Origin of the sequence: Gilvibacter sp. (assembly GCF_013214815.1) — a bacterium.
In the GTDB taxonomy this organism is placed as follows: Bacteria; Bacteroidota; Bacteroidia; order Flavobacteriales; family Flavobacteriaceae; genus Gilvibacter.
In genome coordinates this window covers 17,735-34,022 of record NZ_JABSPU010000010.1, presented here as the reverse complement: position 1 = coordinate 34,022, position 16,288 = coordinate 17,735, and the positions used below count along the sequence as shown (strand labels likewise).

Annotated in this window: 18 protein-coding genes and 1 pseudogene; 7 read left to right on the top strand and 12 right to left on the bottom strand. The window is 43.6% G+C overall.

Going from position 1 to position 16,288, the window contains the following annotated elements:
- Positions 1-280 (top strand): annotated as a pseudogene (locus HRT75_RS03810) (serine/threonine protein phosphatase); the annotation flags it as partial.
- Here the strand turns inward: HRT75_RS03810 and HRT75_RS03805 are convergent.
- From HRT75_RS03805 to trmB, 7 genes are all read right to left on the bottom strand, one after another.
- Entirely contained in the window at positions 277-609 is a 333-nt protein-coding gene (locus HRT75_RS03805; protein WP_291182851.1) for a 2Fe-2S iron-sulfur cluster-binding protein, read from the bottom strand. The pseudogene HRT75_RS03810 and the gene HRT75_RS03805 overlap by 4 nt on opposite strands.
- A gap of 5 nt (positions 610-614) precedes the next feature.
- Positions 615-1,673, bottom strand: coding sequence for an NAD(P)/FAD-dependent oxidoreductase (locus HRT75_RS03800; RefSeq protein WP_291182849.1), 1,059 nt, complete (start codon positions 1,671-1,673; stop codon positions 615-617).
- Positions 1,674-1,744: 71 nt separating this feature from the next.
- Positions 1,745-1,981 (bottom strand): NifU family protein, encoded by a 237-nt coding sequence (locus HRT75_RS03795; protein WP_272831382.1) that lies wholly within the window; start codon positions 1,979-1,981, stop codon positions 1,745-1,747.
- Positions 1,982-1,983: 2 nt separating this feature from the next.
- A complete protein-coding gene (locus tag HRT75_RS03790; protein WP_291182846.1) occupies positions 1,984-3,123 on the bottom strand; it encodes an Mrp/NBP35 family ATP-binding protein in 1,140 nt (379 codons plus the stop codon).
- A gap of 115 nt (positions 3,124-3,238) precedes the next feature.
- Positions 3,239-3,574, bottom strand: coding sequence for an MGMT family protein (locus tag HRT75_RS03785; protein WP_291182844.1), 336 nt, complete (start codon positions 3,572-3,574; stop codon positions 3,239-3,241).
- A complete protein-coding gene (locus HRT75_RS03780) occupies positions 3,574-4,203 on the bottom strand; it encodes a LysE family transporter (RefSeq protein WP_291182842.1) in 630 nt (209 codons plus the stop codon). Before HRT75_RS03780 ends, HRT75_RS03785 begins: the two co-directional genes overlap by 1 nt.
- 31 nt (positions 4,204-4,234) lie before the next feature.
- Positions 4,235-4,912, bottom strand: a complete 678-nt coding sequence (trmB, locus tag HRT75_RS03775) for a tRNA (guanosine(46)-N7)-methyltransferase TrmB (protein ID WP_291182840.1) — start codon at positions 4,910-4,912, stop codon at positions 4,235-4,237.
- A gap of 76 nt (positions 4,913-4,988) precedes the next feature.
- Here trmB and HRT75_RS03770 point away from each other — a divergent pair, with 76 nt between their 5' ends.
- Positions 4,989-6,041 carry a glycosyltransferase gene (locus HRT75_RS03770; protein ID WP_291182838.1) on the top strand — a complete coding sequence of 351 codons (1,053 nt, stop codon included), beginning with the start codon at positions 4,989-4,991 and terminating at the stop codon, positions 6,039-6,041.
- Here the strand turns inward: HRT75_RS03770 and HRT75_RS03765 are convergent.
- Both HRT75_RS03765 and HRT75_RS03760 read right to left on the bottom strand, forming a co-directional pair.
- The gene (locus tag HRT75_RS03765; RefSeq protein WP_291182836.1) at positions 6,024-7,070 is read right to left on the bottom strand and encodes an ATP-binding protein; all 1,047 of its coding nucleotides are present in this window, start codon (positions 7,068-7,070) and stop codon (positions 6,024-6,026) included. The genes HRT75_RS03770 and HRT75_RS03765 overlap by 18 nt on opposite strands.
- Before the next feature lie 9 nt (positions 7,071-7,079).
- The gene (locus HRT75_RS03760; protein ID WP_272831376.1) at positions 7,080-7,763 is read right to left on the bottom strand and encodes a response regulator transcription factor; all 684 of its coding nucleotides are present in this window, start codon (positions 7,761-7,763) and stop codon (positions 7,080-7,082) included.
- Positions 7,764-8,078: 315 nt separating this feature from the next.
- Here HRT75_RS03760 and HRT75_RS03755 point away from each other — a divergent pair, with 315 nt between their 5' ends.
- From HRT75_RS03755 to HRT75_RS03740, 4 genes are all read left to right on the top strand, one after another.
- Positions 8,079-9,035: a T9SS type A sorting domain-containing protein gene (locus HRT75_RS03755; RefSeq protein ID WP_291182833.1), complete on the top strand. Its 957-nt coding sequence runs from the start codon at positions 8,079-8,081 to the stop codon at positions 9,033-9,035.
- A gap of 84 nt (positions 9,036-9,119) precedes the next feature.
- Entirely contained in the window at positions 9,120-10,094 is a 975-nt protein-coding gene (locus HRT75_RS03750) for an acyl transferase (protein WP_291182831.1), read from the top strand.
- Positions 10,095-11,138: a hypothetical protein gene (locus HRT75_RS03745; RefSeq protein WP_291182829.1), complete on the top strand. Its 1,044-nt coding sequence runs from the start codon at positions 10,095-10,097 to the stop codon at positions 11,136-11,138.
- A gap of 7 nt (positions 11,139-11,145) precedes the next feature.
- Positions 11,146-11,658 carry a DUF350 domain-containing protein gene (locus HRT75_RS03740; RefSeq protein WP_291182827.1) on the top strand — a complete coding sequence of 171 codons (513 nt, stop codon included), beginning with the start codon at positions 11,146-11,148 and terminating at the stop codon, positions 11,656-11,658.
- Positions 11,659-11,995: 337 nt separating this feature from the next.
- Here HRT75_RS03740 and tyrS read toward each other — a convergent pair whose 3' ends face one another.
- Positions 11,996-13,294 (bottom strand): tyrosine--tRNA ligase, encoded by a 1,299-nt coding sequence (gene tyrS / locus HRT75_RS03735; protein ID WP_291182825.1) that lies wholly within the window; start codon positions 13,292-13,294, stop codon positions 11,996-11,998.
- 99 nt (positions 13,295-13,393) lie between these two features.
- Between tyrS and HRT75_RS03730 the strand changes: the two genes are divergently transcribed.
- Positions 13,394-14,407, top strand: a complete 1,014-nt coding sequence (locus tag HRT75_RS03730) for an NAD-dependent epimerase/dehydratase family protein (RefSeq protein WP_291182823.1) — start codon at positions 13,394-13,396, stop codon at positions 14,405-14,407.
- Here HRT75_RS03730 and HRT75_RS03725 read toward each other — a convergent pair.
- Both HRT75_RS03725 and HRT75_RS03720 read right to left on the bottom strand, forming a co-directional pair.
- Positions 14,385-14,939 (bottom strand): DUF4296 domain-containing protein, encoded by a 555-nt coding sequence (locus HRT75_RS03725; RefSeq protein WP_291182821.1) that lies wholly within the window; start codon positions 14,937-14,939, stop codon positions 14,385-14,387. The genes HRT75_RS03730 and HRT75_RS03725 overlap by 23 nt on opposite strands.
- Positions 14,939-16,279 carry a dihydroorotase gene (locus HRT75_RS03720; protein ID WP_291182819.1) on the bottom strand — a complete coding sequence of 447 codons (1,341 nt, stop codon included), beginning with the start codon at positions 16,277-16,279 and terminating at the stop codon, positions 14,939-14,941. The genes HRT75_RS03725 and HRT75_RS03720 overlap by 1 nt, the downstream gene beginning before the upstream one ends.
- Between the last annotated feature and the right edge of the window lie 9 nt (positions 16,280-16,288).

Here is a 16,288-nt window from a genome sequence, read left to right as displayed (position 1 = left end):
CATAGTAGAGAAGCGCACCAAAAAATGGATCCGTGAAAAGGACAATTTAATGCCCAAATGCGGACACACCCACAGACCTAGATTTCCAGAACCTGGCGAGACCCCTTACTTCAATGACGGCAGCTGTGTACACCCACGCAGTATTACAGGAATTGAGATCGAGAACGGGAGCATATCGCTCATCAAATGGCAATTGGCCACAGATGAAACCGGAGTATTAAAAATTGAAAGGGTATTACTAGAAGGTCCGCAGAAACTGACGGATTATATGAAAGCCTAAGGCTCCTCCGGAGCTAAAGTCACCGCCAAACCATCCATATCAGGATGAATGTGCAGTTGACATCCCAAACGGCTGTTTTCTTGCACAAAATAGGCTTGACCCAGCATGGCGTCTTCATCATCTCCCATCTCTGACAGCTCGTGGTCACTCTCAATATAACACTGACAAGAGGCGCACATGGCCATTCCTCCACAAATACCAATGGTTCCTTCTGGAGCGAGCTCATAAGATCTGACCACTTCCATTAGATTCATATTCATATCCGTTGGAGCCTGCACTTCATGCGTGGTTCCATCACGATCAGTTATATGAAGAGTAATATCACTCATGGGGGTTATTCAATCGCTTTAACGACTGCTTTTGGCGCTTCTTTTTTTGTTCCATCAAAACCTTCTACTCCGCCTACAGTGGTGTATTTCATCACATAACGCTTATCTGGGAAGATGCGTTTGTAAGCACTTTGACACATCAAGGTCGCCTCGTGGAAACCACAGAGGATCAATTTAAGCTTACCAGGATAAGTATTGACATCACCAATAGCATAGATGCCTGGAATGTTGGTCTGATAGTCCAGAGAATTGTCAACTTTGATGGCATTCTTCTCAATCTCTAATCCCCAGTTGGCAATAGGCCCTAGCTTAGGAGACAAGCCAAATAGCGGGATGAAATTGTCAATCTCGATCTTTGTTTCTTCTTTAGTGCTAGTATTGGTCACCGTTACCGCTTCTAGCGAATCTGTGCCGTGTAAAGCAGTTACCTCAGCAGGAGTGATGAGTTTGATCTTGCCTTGATTCTTCAATTCCTGTACTTTCTCTACGGAATCTAAAGCGCCTCGGAATTCATTACGGCGGTGAACCAAGGTCACCTCGGAAGCTACATCCGTTAGAAAAATACTCCAATCCAAAGCAGAGTCTCCTCCACCAGCGATCAATACTTTTTTATCGCGATACACCTCAGGATCTCGAATGATATAAGCAATGCCGTTATCCTCAAAGGTTTCTAGACCTTCCAAGATGGGTTTGCGAGGCTCAAAACTCCCCAAACCACCTGCAATTGCAACAATGGGCGCATGGTGTTTGGTGCCCTTGTTTGTCGTTACTATAAAGCTTCCATCTTCTTGCTTTTCAATGGTATCAGCGCGCTCACCTAGGGTAAATCCAGGCTGAAACGGCTCGATCTGTTTCATCAAATTATCCACAAGATCTCCCGCCAAAACTTCTGGAAAAGCTGGAATGTCATAGATGGGTTTTTTGGGATAGATCTCCGCACATTGTCCGCCAGGTTGCGGCAGTGCGTCTATCAAGTGACACTTTAGTTTGAGCAAACCCGCCTCAAAAACTGCGAACAATCCGGTGGGGCCGGCTCCTATGATCAGTATATCGGTTTTTATCATAAATCGAATGTGCTACTTCTGGCGGTCAAATTTAAAGGGCAGATGACACACAGGCCATGACCCTTATCATTTTAATCAATGTTAACCACTTTTTGTATTTGCGGCACGTACTTTTTGATGGTCATCTCCACGCCGCTTTTCAAGGTCATTTGGTTCACACTACAGGCCACACAGTTTCCGTGAAGTTTCACAGTAACGATATCGTCTGCAATTTCGATCAAGGAGATATCTCCTCCATCACTTACCAGAAAAGGACGGATCTCATCCAAAGCCTTTTCTACATTCTGTTTTACCTCTGCTTGTGTCATTTTTATTTGTTTACAGCTGAACATCCAGCCATAGTCGTAATCTTGATCGCCTCAGTTGGCGGTAAACTTTCATTGCGCTTTACAGTCTGCTCAACCACATTACGGGTAAGCATCTCAAAAGCCTGCTCTGTTGCTGTTTCTGTCTGAAGGGCCGCAGGGCGTCCAACATCTCCAGCTTCTCGGATCCCTTGTACCAAAGGAATTTCTCCCAACAAAGGTACTTCCAAGTCCTCTGCTAAGTGCTTGGCACCTGAGTCTCCAAAGATATAGTATTTGTTATCAGGCAGTTCTGCCGGAGTGAAATAGGCCATATTTTCAACGATCCCCAAAACAGGAACGTCAATATTCTCTTGCTGAAACATAGCCACCCCTTTGCGAGCATCTGCTAGAGCAACATTTTGTGGCGTACTTACTACCACAGCACCAGTGATTGGCAAACTCTGCATGATACTCAAGTGAATGTCTCCCGTTCCCGGAGGAAGATCAATCAGCATAAAATCCAGATCACCCCAAGCTGCATCAAAGATCAATTGATTGAGTGCTTTAGCCGCCATAGGACCTCTCCAGATCACCGCTTGATTAGGCTGGGTAAAGAAACCAATAGAAAGGATCTTTACGCCATAGCTTTCCACAGGGCGCATTTTACTTTTTCCGTCCACATTGACAGAAAGCGGACGCTCTTCAGCCACGTCAAACATGATGGGAATGGAAGGTCCGTAGATATCTGCATCTAATATTCCCACCTTAAAGCCCATTTTTTGAAGGCTCACGGCAATGTTTGCAGTTACAGTAGATTTTCCAACTCCGCCCTTTCCAGAAGCCACCGCAACGATGTTCTGAATTCCCGGAATTGGTTTTCCTTTAATCAAGTTAGGCTTTTGGGTTTGCACCGGAGCCTCAACCTTAATATTCACTTGTACCTTGGCATCTGTACTGACCTTTTCCTGAATGGTTTTGATCACGTCTGCCTCAGCGCGTTTCTTTATATGCATGGCAGGTGTAGTCAGCAGTAAATCAACAACGACCTCATCCGCAAAGACAATCACATTTTTGACCGCTCCGCTCTCTACCATATTTTGACCGGCTCCCGCAACAGAAATTGTTGCTAAGGCATCCAGTACGTCTTGTTTTTTTATCTTCATGAAACAGTTCCGTTTTTAGAAACTTTCTGTAATACAAAGATACCACTAAAGGCCCATAAAATAAAAGGGCGTCATCAAAATGATTGATGTGAAAATCAGGGCTTTGAATAGCGCCCTAAAAGGGAGGAGGTAACTCTTGCTGCGGATCCCAAAAGTGCTTGTCGAGTTCTTGAATCTGATTGTCAATGATCACAACTCCCTCATTCTCCAAAAGTTGTTGCATCAAGTTGGTTCCTTGAAAATGATGTTTCCCGGTGAGTAAGCCTTTTCGATTCACCACACGATGCGCCGGAACATCTTTCCCGTGAGAAGCATTCATGGCCCATCCGACCATACGCGCACTGCGCGGAGCAGCGAGGTACTTAGCAATAGCTCCATAACTAGTTACACGACCGTCTGGAATTTGACGCACCACATCGTAAACTCGATCAAAAAAAGAAGCTTCAGTCATTAGAGGTTGTTTAGAATTTTAATCAAGGTCAATATGGAGACGACCCCAGTAATACCGCCAATAACGTAGTTCATATTCACTTTGGATTCCCCTTGTTTTTTCTTGAGGTGTTTGAAAAATTGAATGTAAATACCCAGCATGGCTAAAGTCCCTAAAACCGATCCGATCACACAAAGCAAAATTGCATTCGGGTTGAATTCAAACCATCCGAAGGCATTGAAAGTGATACTAATATAAACCCAATACGGCAACGGTAACAGGTTCAGAGCCGCCAAGAGCATGCCCAAAAAGAAGCGATTTTTCCCAGTTTTGGTAACCTCATCCGCTGGTTTTCTTCTGGAATCCTTGGCGATAAAAAAGAAATAAATCGTCAAGCAAATAAAGATGCCTAAACCAATTTGACGCAACAACTGAATGATCTCAGGATGCATCTCCAAATAGCGCGCAAATAAGAGCGCTAAATACGTCTGAATTAAAACGGTAACGCCCACACCAACGGCAAAGGTTGCAGCGCTTTTGCGCCCTTCATGCATGCTGATCTTGGCCGCAGAAATGTTCAATAAACCAGGAGGAATCACGCCAATAAAGGCCGCGACAAAACCAAAGATCAAATGTGGAAATAGCCCCATACAGCTTCTTTACATCTGGGAAGATAAAAAATTATTCCCCCAAATGACATTTGAGGTAAGTTATCTTTTTACCCTGCTCCAAATACTGCTTCTCGTAATAGGTTTGTATGGCGGTGACTTCCTTTGGAGTGTATTCGTTGCCGTAAACATCGTGATGAGCATAAACGATATCAGCGCCAATCCCCTGTAAAAGTCCCAAGGTATAACCATGCATGAATTCGGAGTCTGTTTTGCGGTGCAAGAACCCAGGATTTCCGAGGAGCTTGCGGTATTTATCCAAGAATTCTGGGTTGGTCATGCGGTGTTTGGTGCGCTTGTATTTGAGCTGCGGATCTGGAAAGGTGATCCAGATCTCAGAGACCTCATCGGCATCAAAGAGGTAATTGATCAATTCAATCTGAGTCCGCAAAAAACGAACATTGGGCAAACCTTCTTCTAAGGCGGTTTTAGCACCTCGCCAAAAACGAGCTCCTTTAATATCGATCCCGACAAAGTTCTTGTCTGGATTGGCTTGCGCTAGACCCACGCTGTATTCGCCCTTACCACAACCGAGCTCCAGCACCAAAGGCTTGTCATTTTTAAAGACCTCTGCATTCCAATTTCCCTTGAGTTTTAAGCTGTCGTTGATGACCTCTTCTCGGGTGGGTTGGATCACGTTTTCAAAGGTTTCGTTCTCCCGGAATCGTTTCAGTTTATTCTTGCTGCCCAATGAATTTTAATTTTTGGTAAAATTAAGGAAATAAAATCCGCCTCCATATTGCTATTTTTGCACATTATTACCCCCAATGAAACCAAACAAAACCATACTAGTCGCGCCCTTGAACTGGGGATTAGGTCACGCCACGCGCTGCATACCTATCATTAAAGCACTATTAGAAAGCAATTACAATGTTTTGATCGCAAGTGATGGAGCTGCCCTGTCCTTGCTTAGAGAGGAGTTCCCAGACCTTCCTTTTAAAGAATTACCCGGATACAACATTAGCTATTCCAAAAAGAAGCATCTTTTTAAAGCGCAAATGCTTTTACAGAGTCCGCGTATACTCAAAGCAGCAAAACAAGAACGCAAGCTTGTAAATCAATGGGTTTCTGAAGGTTTGGTGGATGGGATCATTTCAGACAACCGTTTAGGGGTGCGAAGTAATAAGGTGTATTCGGCTTTTATAACCCATCAATTAGAAGTTTTAAGCGGCACCACCACCGGGATCAGTTCTAAGCTTCACAAGCAGATCATCAAACGATTTGACGCCTGTTGGGTACCTGATCACAAAGCCAAACCCAATCTTTCAGGCAGACTGGGACATCCGGCGAAGCCACCTAAAAACACCACCTATATCGGCGCCCTGAGTCGCTTTGAAAAAAAGGAGCTTCCCATCACCCACGATTACCTCATTTTACTGTCAGGACCAGAACCTCAACGTACACTTTTAGAAGAATTACTGCTTGAATCCTTTGCAGATACTGACAAAAGGGTCTTGTGTGTTTTAGGCAAAACAGATCAACCACAAAGTCGCTATAAGCATGGAAATATAGAAATAGTGACCTTTATGACCTCCAAAGAACTGGAAGCAGCCATAAACAGCAGCGAACTGGTGATTTCAAGATCAGGTTATACCACGATCATGGATCTTGCCGCCTTGGAAAAGAAAGCTTTATTCATTCCAACACCGGGCCAATATGAACAGGAATATTTGGCAAAAAAACTATCCGCTCAAGGCTTGGTTCCTTATGTGACTCAGCATCGTTTTAATTTACAGGCATTGGGAAAAGTACCTCTGTACTCAGGATTGCGTTTAGGTCACGAAACTGTCGACCTCAAAGAGCTATTCGCTCATTTCTAAGGTAAAGGAGAATTCAGACCCCACACCCAATTCACTCTCGACGTAGATCTTTTCTCCGTGAGCTTCTAAAATGTGCTTCACAATAGCCAAACCGAGTCCAGAACCACCCTCTTTTCGTGAACCACTTTTGTCCACTCTAAAGAAGCGTTCAAAAAGTCTGGTTAGATTTTCTTGTTCGATCCCTTCTCCGTTATCAGTCACTCGAATGATCACCTTATTTTGAATGAGATCTTCCACGCTAACCTCTGTAGTACCGTCTTGCTTGCCGTATTTAATCGAATTAACGATCAAATTAGTGGTCACCTGTTGAATGCGCTCCCGATCTGCATAGACCATGATAGGCTTAGCGTATTGAGTGTCAAAAGTTAGGGTGATTCCTTTTTTCTGAGCGCGCATCTCAAAGAGATCAAATACGTTTTGCAAGAGCTCTATGATATCAAAATTCTCTTTGTGTAAGTTTAGATCTCCTACCTCTAATTTAGAGATCATGTCCAAGTCTTGTACAATTACAATGAGTCGCTCTACCCCTTTACTGGCGCGTTCCAAATACTTTTTGCGAACGCTTTTGTCCTTTAAAGCTCCATCCAACAAGGTCAGGATATAACTTTGAACCGTAAACAGCGGTGTTTTGAGTTCGTGGGAAACATTACCCATGAATTCCTTTCTGTAATTCTCTCGGATCTGCATGGCTTCGATCTCTAAACGTTTTTCACGTGTAAAGCGTTCTACACTTTTGGAAAAGGTGGCTAGGTCCGTAGTAATGCTGTCGTTTTCTAAAGTGGTCTCTTCTAGCGAATTTACCTCGTCATAGATGTTTTTGATCTGACGCAGGATGAACTTTCGCGTCCGCAATTCTACTACAATGATCCCGACAAGCCATACAGCAAGAAAGGCAATGAGCACATACCAGAGGTTGAGCTGGTCCGTAAACTTTAAGAAAAGAAAAAAGCCGGAGCTTACTGCGATAGATAAGTAAAGCGCAGAAACTAGGGCAAATGAATATTTTGAATCAGACTTGGACACAGCCAAAGATAGGATTTAGACAATAAACTTATAGCCTACACCCTTGACTGTTTTAAAGCTGTTATCTCCAATTTTTTCACGGAGCTTTCTGATGTGCACATCAATGGTTCTTCCACCAACAATCACTTCATTACCCCAAACCTTCTCGAGAATCTCTTCTCGCTTAAAAACTTTCCCCGGTTTAGAGGCCAAAAGCGCTAAGAGTTCAAACTCTTTGCGCGGCAAGAATAGTTCCTTGCCTTTTTTAATGATCTTGTATTCCTCACGGTTGATCACCAAATCACCTAAACTTACAGCAGCACCAGATTCGTCGGCATCTTTAAAGCGACGCAACAAAGCTTTCACCTTACTGACCAATACTTTTGGTTTGATGGGCTTAGTGATATAGTCGTCAGCACCGGCTTCAAAGCCGGCAACTTGAGAATAGTCTTCTCCACGAGCAGTCAAAAAGGTAATGATAGTGTCTGAAAGGGCTGGAATAGCACGCAATTTCTCACAAGCTTCCATCCCGTCCATTTCTGGCATCATTACATCGAGGATGATCAAATGTGGATTGATCTTTTTGGCCACTTCAATGGCCTCTAGTCCGTTTTCTGCGGTGGTTAGTTGGTATCCCTCATTAGAAAGATTATACCCAACGATTTCTAAGATGTCTGGCTCGTCGTCAACCAGGAGGATCTTCATATCCTTTTTTTTCATCGATTTCAAATTTATCGGCCAGTGGACAAAAAGGTCTTGGCGGCCATTCAGTGGTCAGATACAATTTGTATACATCTGCTTGAACCAAAGATAATGTTATTTAAATGCGCTTCTCTAGCTTGATTACAAGATATAAACTTTATGTAAAGCAATCAAAACATTCGGTTAACATAGCTTCATCGGCCTAATTGACTCTGCAATAAGCACTAAGACCTGTGTTATCATATGGTTAAGAGCGTTTATTTAGAGATAATTTAAGAAGCCATTCTGGCAAACTTTGTATCTTTGACCCAATCAATTTTAACTAAATTCATAATGAAGAAAATTACACTTATTGCAACCCTTATGCTGGCTGGAATGATGCAAGCGCAGACGGTAGTAATTTCAAGTACAAGTTTTGAAGAGGAAGTGATTGAAGCCGGAGTAAACGACGGACAATACACAGACACAGGAGACGCAACAGTTGCTCACGACCTTATCAACAACGCTGGGGAAACTCCAGTAGATCAATCTGGAGGAACAGAAATGGCAGTAGATGCACGTTATGAGCCGTATGATGAGCCAGGTTCTGGTTTGACAGACGGAGACTTTGTTGGGGTAACTAACTTTACAGGAACTGTTGGAGCCTTTACGGATGGTGTCCAAGGATACCAATTCCAAGATTCTGACGGAAACATGATCGTTGAGTTTGAAGAAATCGACCTAACTGATTTCGAAAACGTAACAGTAAGCCTAGACTACTGGATCCAAGAAACTGGTTATGAGTATTCTGATGGTTCTAATAGCAGTGGTAATGATGTGATCCGCATTTTTGTAAGAGACATCACTGGATCTTCTGAGATCGATATCTTAAATACTTTTGGAAGTGACATCAACGACCTTGGTATTGAAGGTGCGTGGATCAACGGATCTGCTAGTGTACCTGCAGGATCTACTATCCAATTGGTTATCGAATTCCGTTCTAACTCTGGTTCTGAGGCTTTGTTTATTGACAATGTCCTTGTAGAAGGAGAAGAAGTATTGGGTGTTGACACGCAAGACAACAACGGATTCAGCATGTATCCAAATCCTGCAAACGGAGACGTACTTAACATTGTTTCTGCTACAAACCAAACTAAAGACGTGGTTGTATACGACGTACTTGGACAGCGTGTATTGCAGTCTCAAGTGACTAACTCTCGTTTGAACATTGGAGCACTTAGCTCTGGAATCTACTTGGTTCAAGTAACTGAGAACGGATTCACTTCTACTAAGAAATTAGTGGTTCGTTAATTCGAACTTTCAATTATAGGAAAGGCGTTTCCCGTTGGGGAAGCGCTTTTTTTTTGCCTAATTTTACCGAGCTAATCCGCCGGTATGAATCCCAAAGAACTGTTGTTAAATACTACAGCCGCCAACTTTTTGGAATCGGCCTTGCAGGTCTTTGCATACCAATACGAGCATTGTGCTCCCTACAGAGAATTTTGTGATCACTTAAAGCGAGATCCTTCCAATGTTCAAAAATTGGAGGACCTTCCGTTTTTACCCGTTTCGCTTTTTAAAGATCATAAACTGATCGCCTCAGAAAAATCTTCCGAACTTATTTTTAGGAGCAGCGGAACCACTGGAAGTGTTCCCAGTACGCATTATGTAGTTGATCCCAGTCTTTATGAGCTAAGTTTTACTGCTGGTTTTGAGCAGCGCTACGGCCTTTTAGAAGATTATGTGATCTTGGGATTACTTCCGAGTTATCTCGAGCGTCAAGACGCCTCACTAGTCTATATGGTTGATCATTGGATAAAAAAAAGCGGACGCGCTGAAAGCGGTTTCTATCTCGATGATCTTGATCAGTTACGTACCACCATTGAAGGTCTTGAAGCCAAAGCACAAAAATATGTGCTCATTGGAGTTTCTTTTGCTCTTTTGGACTTAGCAAGCCTTGGACCGCTCCCAATTCAACACGGCATAGTCATGGAAACTGGAGGTATGAAAGGACGTCGAAAGGAGCTCATCCGCAGTGAACTTCACTCAGAACTAAAAACTTCTTTTGGCGCAAAGGCCATCCATTCAGAATACGGCATGACCGAACTCCTTTCTCAAGCTTATGCTGGAGAGACTGGCAGATTTACCACTCCACCTTGGATGAAGGTACTCACACGGCAACCCAATGATCCTTTTGAATACACCCAAGGAGCTACCGGAGGTATCTCTATCATTGATCTGGCCAACTATTATTCCTGCAGCTTTTTGGCCACACAGGATTTGGGTAAAATTCACACCGATGGCAGTTTCGAAATTTTAGGTAGATTTGATCAAAGCGATCTACGCGGATGCAATATAATGGTTCTTTAAATGAGTAAATCATCGGACACTCTAGCTAGAGGCTGTTTGTGGCTCGTACTTTTACTGCTGATCACAGTGGCTGTCTTTGGCTTTCTGTACGCCTTTGGAGTTCGCCCTGGCATAATTTACTTCATTGCCGTTGTGGCTTGTAGTTGGTTGGTTAAGCAAATGCTCAAACCCAAAGAGGAATCAAGTCTTAATTCAAGGATTCGCTACAGGCTGATTTTTATACTGGTCGTAGTATTCTGTTTTGCAGGTTTTCTCAACAAGGTCGCCAAACACACCCAAACCTACAGCTATGAATACTCAGAAGAAAACGTAGTTTCGGCAGACACCCTGTACGTTAATGAGCAAGCGGTGCCTATTTGGAGTTCTTATAGAAGTTGGAAGGACAATGCTGGGAACGCCTATGAAGGCTCATTGCGTGTTACTCAAGAAGATTATGCCAGCCTCAAAGACCTATCTGCTCAGTACCAACATCGCGGGGATCCGGAGCTTTTTTGGGGGGAACTCTATGCCTTTTTAGAAAGTCGCAATGAAGACAGTTTGGAGTTACTTTTTGAAACCTTTGCGCTTTTGCAACAGGAGCATCAGCTCAATCAAATGGAATTTGCGCAGATGGTCACCACTTGTATCCAAGACATCCCGTATGCGCTGGTCTTTTCTGGGGCTTGCCTCCCGGCAGATCAGTACAGTGATGAGACCATATCTGAAGTACTTGAAAACTGCCCGGAGTGTTGTATTGGCAATAAACAATTTGGTATTCAGGCTCCAGTAGAATTTATCGCAACACTAAAGGGAGATTGTGACACGCGTACAGTTTTGATCTATAGCGTACTCAAACACTTTGACTATGACGTGGCAATCTTGAACAGTAATTTTTACCGTCACTCTGTGCTCGGATTAAACATACCCGCCAGCGGTCAATACAAGGTCTGGCGTGGCAAACGCTATTATGTGTGGGAGACCACCTCAAAATATTTCCGAATTGGTCAAATGGGCGCAAGCATGAATGACCTTTCGCATTGGAACATCGTATTAAGAAGTAAATAATTGGTTTATGGACAACTTGTTTTATCTATCCGTTTTAGAGATCGTTATTGGTCTGATCCTCTCTGTAGGTATCTTTTTTATGAGCTTTAAACTGCTCAAACTGTTTTTCTTTCGCAATGAAGCCTTGGAAGCTTCCAATCAGGCTTTTGCTATTTTCTGTGCGGGGATCTTTATTTCCATCGGATTAATTCTGAGCGAGTTGGTTCCTTCCATTACCAACGTAATTCGCACGGCAGTTGTCCAAGACCCAGGCCTGAGCACCGGACAAGTTTTGACCTACGCGGGCTTGAGTTTGACCGTTGGCTTTATCATTGCAGTTTTGATCAACGGAGCTGTGTTCCTCTTATTCTCTGCCTTGACCAAAGGCATCAATGAGTTTGAATCCATTAAAAACAACAACGCCTCCGTAGCAACCATGGTGGCGAGTTTACTGGTATCCATTACCCTTATTGTGAAAAATTCCATTGCTGTTTTGATCAGCACCATGGTCCCTTTTCCAGAGGTGTCAAATTTTTTGTAAGGAATTAAATTATATCCGACTGACTACCCAAGAATGAGAAAGTAACTTTTTAATCGCGCTGCTAAGACGCGTTTCATATGAGAAAGAAAAGTTATGCCCAAACTATGAGCTAGAAGGTCGTAGTGAGGATTTGAAAGCACAAAAAAACCAAGTGTTTTCTGTATTTCAGCATAGCAGAGCTATGGTTAAATATAAAAACACAGTTAATCGTTTGGTTTTGAAGTGATTTCAATACGCAATAGATTTTCTATTGCATATTTTGGGCACCCTTCATAATTTGGTTAGTTAATTAGTTGGTTAGAAAAAAGCCCGCTTCGATAGGAGCGGGCTTTTCTTATTAATCGTTGATCTTGTAGACCAAATAATTCTTCTTTCCGCGTTGCAGCAGTATAAACTTGTTGTTTATTAAGTCCGATGCGTTTAAGGTCTTGGATTCATTTACCTTTTCCTTATTCACAGAAATGGAGTTTTCCTTGAGGGCGCGGCGCGCCTCACCGTTTGATTTTAAAAAGTCAGAATGCTCTACCAAAGCTGCGATCATATCTACTCCTTCTTCTAAAATCGCACGAGAAAGTTCAGCTTGAGGCACTCCAGAGAACACATCCAAGAAGGTTTGTTCATCCAAAGTACGGAGACTATCAGCCGTAGATTTTCCAAAGAGTATGTTTGATGCCGCAACGGCTTGCTCTAAGGCTTCTTTGCCGTGAACGGTAGTGGTCACCTCCTCTGCCAAACGCTTTTGCAACAAACGCATATGCGGCTGCTCTTTATGCTCAGCAATTAAAGATTCCACCGTCTGCTGATCCAGGAAAGTAAAGATCTTGATGTATTTTTCTGCGTCCGCGTCTGCGGAGTTGATCCAGTACTGGTAGAATTTGTAAGGAGACGTTCGTTTTGGATCCAACCAAACGTTTCCGCCTTCACTCTTCCCAAACTTGCTTCCATCACTCTTGGTGATCAACGGACAGGTCAAAGCAAAACCTTTTCCACCGCCAATTCTACGAATCAATTCTGTTCCCGTGGTGATATTTCCCCACTGATCGCTACCGCCCATTTGAAGGGTGCAATCTTCGTTTTGATAGAGGTGTAAAAAGTCATAACCTTGAACAAGCTGATAGGTAAACTCGGTAAAGGACATTCCTTGCGCGCCTTCTCCTGTGAGACGATTCTTCACAGAATCTTTGGCCATCATATAGTTTACAGTAATGTGCTTTCCAACATCGCGGATGAAATCCAAAAAAGAGAATTCTTTCATCCAGTCGTAGTTATTTACCATCACCGCCTGATTCTCAGTTCCGGAATCAAAGTCCAAAAAGTGCGACAATTGAGCGCGTACGCATTCTTGATTGCGACGCAGCGTAGCCTCATCAAGCAAGTTACGCTCGCTGGACTTTCCAGATGGATCACCGATCATTCCCGTTGCACCTCCAACCAAAGCAACAGGCTTATGACCTGCACGTTGAAAGTGTGCCAAGAGCATAATGGGCACCAAGTTTCCAATATGCAGCGAATCTGCGGTAGGATCAAAGCCTACGTAGGCCGCTCTCATGGCCTCATTTAGGTGTTCTTCTGTATCGGGCATCACATCGTGGATCATCCCTCTCCATTGCAGTTCTTCTACAAAATTGCTCGGCATCGCATTAAATTTTGGACAAAGATAGCCGTCCACTTTTCAATATGAAAGTCACAACCGCATTTTTAGCGGTATTCGGCCATATTACAGTAAATTCGCAATATGATTCTAGTGACAGGAGCTACAGGTTTGGTTGGGAGTCACTTGCTGTGTCAATTGTTGGAGCAGCAAGAAGCGGTTCGCGCCATTTATCGTGACCAGGCAGGCCAGAATCGCGTTTTGGATTTACTCAGCAAAAATGAAGCTGCCAAAGCCCAACAACACAAACTGGAATGGGTCCAAGCAGACCTGCTCGATCTTATCTCCTTAGAAAAAGCATGTCAAGGCATTTCACAGATCTATCATTGTGCAGCCTACATCAGTTTTGATCCGCGGCAACGCAAAAAACTCCGAAAGGTCAATATTGAAGGTACTGCAAATTTGGTCAATGTCGCATTAGGCGCTGGAGTAAAGAAACTGTGTCATATAAGTTCGGTCGCCACCTTAGGCACTCCCTTAGGAGATCAACCTACTACAGAGAAAACCGAATGGAATCCGCAACAACCCGGAAGCGTTTACGCCATTTCTAAATACGGAGCCGAAATGGAAATTTGGCGAGGCGGGCAAGAAGGGCTGCAAGTTAGTATGGTGCTCCCAGCTGTTATTTTGGGAGAAGGCCATTGGGATTCCGCCAGCGGTAGCATTATTAAACGAGCAGCTCATGGCGTTCCGTTTTACACGCCCGGAGGTTCTGGTTTTGTGGATGTTAAAGATGTGGTGCGGGCGAGCATTCTTGCTGCTAATGACCCAAAAGCCGATGGACAGAAGTACCTGCTTGCAGTTAGAAACCTCGAGTATAAAGAGCTTTTTGGTTTACTCGGAAGTAGACTTGGTAAAAAGCCGCCAAAAACTGCTGTTCCAAAAATTATGATGTACGTTTTAGCCTTTCTGGATGGTATTAAAAGTCGTCTGCTTGGAACAGAACAAAAGCTCTCCTTTGCATTAATACCTTCCTTGTACTCCGTTTCCAATTATTCCAGTGAAAAGATAAAAACAGAATTGGATTTCAGCTTTACGCCTATTGAAGAAAGTCTAGATCGAATTTGTGCGGCGTTTACCGCTGAGAATCGTCCTTAGAACGCGGTGTGATCTCTCCTTGCAATGTACGTTTAGCAGCCTCTGGTTTTGTGATGGAATCCGCAGGATGTTCTGGTTTGTCCAAATCTACATCCAAACTGTCTTTGCCACCTAAACCTAAGCTGTCTCTACGGCGCTTGTTAACCTCGCGCATGGAATCGCGTTCGCGTTTCTTGCGTTCCTCTTCCAGAGTAACTATGGAATCTACCACGGCAAAGCGTTCATTGATGTTCAGCTGAACCTGCTCAAACATTTTTTTGTAATTGTCCAGATCTGCACTGTAATAGGCATTGCTTTGCTCGTATTGCAAACTGTCAATCCCGTATTTTTTGTAGACGTATTCTGTTAGCGCGACTTGTTCTCGCAACAAAACAGTTCGGTTGAAATTCTTAGAAGCATTGGCCAAATAGGCATCTGTGTAGACCTCAATCATGGTCGCCCGATCAATGAGGTTGTCCGGAGCCTCCGGATACTGGATATCCTGGCACTGCCATAAAAGTAAAGCCATTGCTATGTATCCGATCTGCTTCATTAACGATTAAAGGTCAAACGCTCTGCTTTGGGTTTCTCCAAAAGATTAAAATTCTCATAAGCCAAGGTACCGTTGACAAAGGTATGCGTAACTCGAGATTTAAAGCTGGTTCCTTCAAAAGGAGACCATCCGCATTTGTACATGATATTGTCCTTGTTCACAGTCCAAGGCGCACTAGGATCGATCAACACCAAATCCGCTTTATAACCCTCGCGGATGTAACCACGATCTGCGATCTCGAAAAGAATAGCAGGATTGTGACACATTTTCTCCACCAACTTCTCTACAGAGATCACTCCTTGATGCACATACTCCATAAGGGCAACAACAGCGTGCTGTACTAAAGGTCCACCAGATGGGGCAGAAGTATAAGGATTGGCCTTTTCTTCTACCGTATGCGGTGCGTGGTCTGTAGCAATCACGTCAATCTTATCGTTAAGCAGCGCTTTCCAAAGTCCTTCTTTGTCCTTGGCAGTCTTTACCGCTGGGTTCCATTTGATCTTGGAGCCTTTGGTTTTATAGTCTGCGTCCGTAAAGTGCAGGTGGTGCACGCAAACCTCGGCAGTAATTTGTTTATCCTTTAAGGCCTTTTTATTGCTGAAGAGTTTAGTTTCTTTAGCCGTGGAAAGATGGAATACATGCAAACGCGCTCCGGTCTTCTTAGCCAAAGCAACTGCCTGACTTGAAGAGATATAACAAGCCTCTTCGCTTCGGATCACGGGGTGTAATTCCATGGGAATATCGTCTCCATAGATCTCCTTGTGCTTGGCTAAATTCTCACGAATGGTTTGCTCGTCCTCACAGTGTACAGAAATTCTAAGGCTGGTGCTGGAGAAAATCGCCTCTAACACCTCAGGATCATCTACCAACATATTTCCTGTAGAAGAACCTAAAAAGAGTTTGATACCCGCCACTTTATGTGGATCCACTTGCTTCAATTCTTCCAAATTGTCATTGGTACCGCCAAACATAAAAGAATAGTTGGCCCAAGAAACCTCAGACGCTCGGCTGAATTTCTCCTCCAACAACTTAATGGTAGTTGCTTGCGGAATAGTATTGGGTTGTTCTATAAAAGTAGTGATCCCTCCCGCTATAGCGGCTTTAGATTCACTTTCAATATCAGCTTTATGGGTAAGTCCAGGCTCTCTAAAATGCACCTGATCATCAATCATACCCGGGATCAGGTAGGAACCGTCGGCATCGATCACTTTAGTATCCGCAGATTTTACACTTATACTATCGGCAACCTCAGCAATTCGCTCACCGCTTATGAGTACATCTCCTTTGCTCACCTGCCCCTCATTGACAATTTGGGCGTTCTTTATCAGTATATCTCTCATTGTTTGGTA

Coding starts and splice junctions, on each gene's coding strand:
- HRT75_RS03805 (WP_291182851.1), bottom strand. CDS start 609: ATGAGTGATATTACTCTTCATATAACTGATCGTGATGGAACCACGCAT.
- HRT75_RS03800 (WP_291182849.1), bottom strand. CDS start 1,673: ATGATAAAAACCGATATACTGATCATAGGAGCCGGCCCCACCGGATTG.
- HRT75_RS03795 (WP_272831382.1), bottom strand. CDS start 1,981: ATGACACAAGCAGAGGTAAAACAGAATGTAGAAAAGGCTTTGGATGAG.
- HRT75_RS03790 (WP_291182846.1), bottom strand. CDS start 3,123: ATGAAGATAAAAAAACAAGACGTACTGGATGCCTTAGCAACAATTTCT.
- HRT75_RS03785 (WP_291182844.1), bottom strand. CDS start 3,574: ATGACTGAAGCTTCTTTTTTTGATCGAGTTTACGATGTGGTGCGTCAA.
- HRT75_RS03780 (WP_291182842.1), bottom strand. CDS start 4,203: ATGGGGCTATTTCCACATTTGATCTTTGGTTTTGTCGCGGCCTTTATT.
- HRT75_RS03770 (WP_291182838.1), top strand. CDS start 4,989: ATGAAACCAAACAAAACCATACTAGTCGCGCCCTTGAACTGGGGATTA.
- HRT75_RS03760 (WP_272831376.1), bottom strand. CDS start 7,763: ATGAAAAAAAAGGATATGAAGATCCTCCTGGTTGACGACGAGCCAGAC.
- HRT75_RS03755 (WP_291182833.1), top strand. CDS start 8,079: ATGAAGAAAATTACACTTATTGCAACCCTTATGCTGGCTGGAATGATG.
- HRT75_RS03750 (WP_291182831.1), top strand. CDS start 9,120: ATGAATCCCAAAGAACTGTTGTTAAATACTACAGCCGCCAACTTTTTG.
- HRT75_RS03745 (WP_291182829.1), top strand. CDS start 10,095: ATGAGTAAATCATCGGACACTCTAGCTAGAGGCTGTTTGTGGCTCGTA.
- HRT75_RS03740 (WP_291182827.1), top strand. CDS start 11,146: ATGGACAACTTGTTTTATCTATCCGTTTTAGAGATCGTTATTGGTCTG.
- tyrS (WP_291182825.1), bottom strand. CDS start 13,294: ATGCCGAGCAATTTTGTAGAAGAACTGCAATGGAGAGGGATGATCCAC.
- HRT75_RS03730 (WP_291182823.1), top strand. CDS start 13,394: ATGATTCTAGTGACAGGAGCTACAGGTTTGGTTGGGAGTCACTTGCTG.
- HRT75_RS03725 (WP_291182821.1), bottom strand. CDS start 14,939: ATGAAGCAGATCGGATACATAGCAATGGCTTTACTTTTATGGCAGTGC.
- HRT75_RS03720 (WP_291182819.1), bottom strand. CDS start 16,279: ATGAGAGATATACTGATAAAGAACGCCCAAATTGTCAATGAGGGGCAG.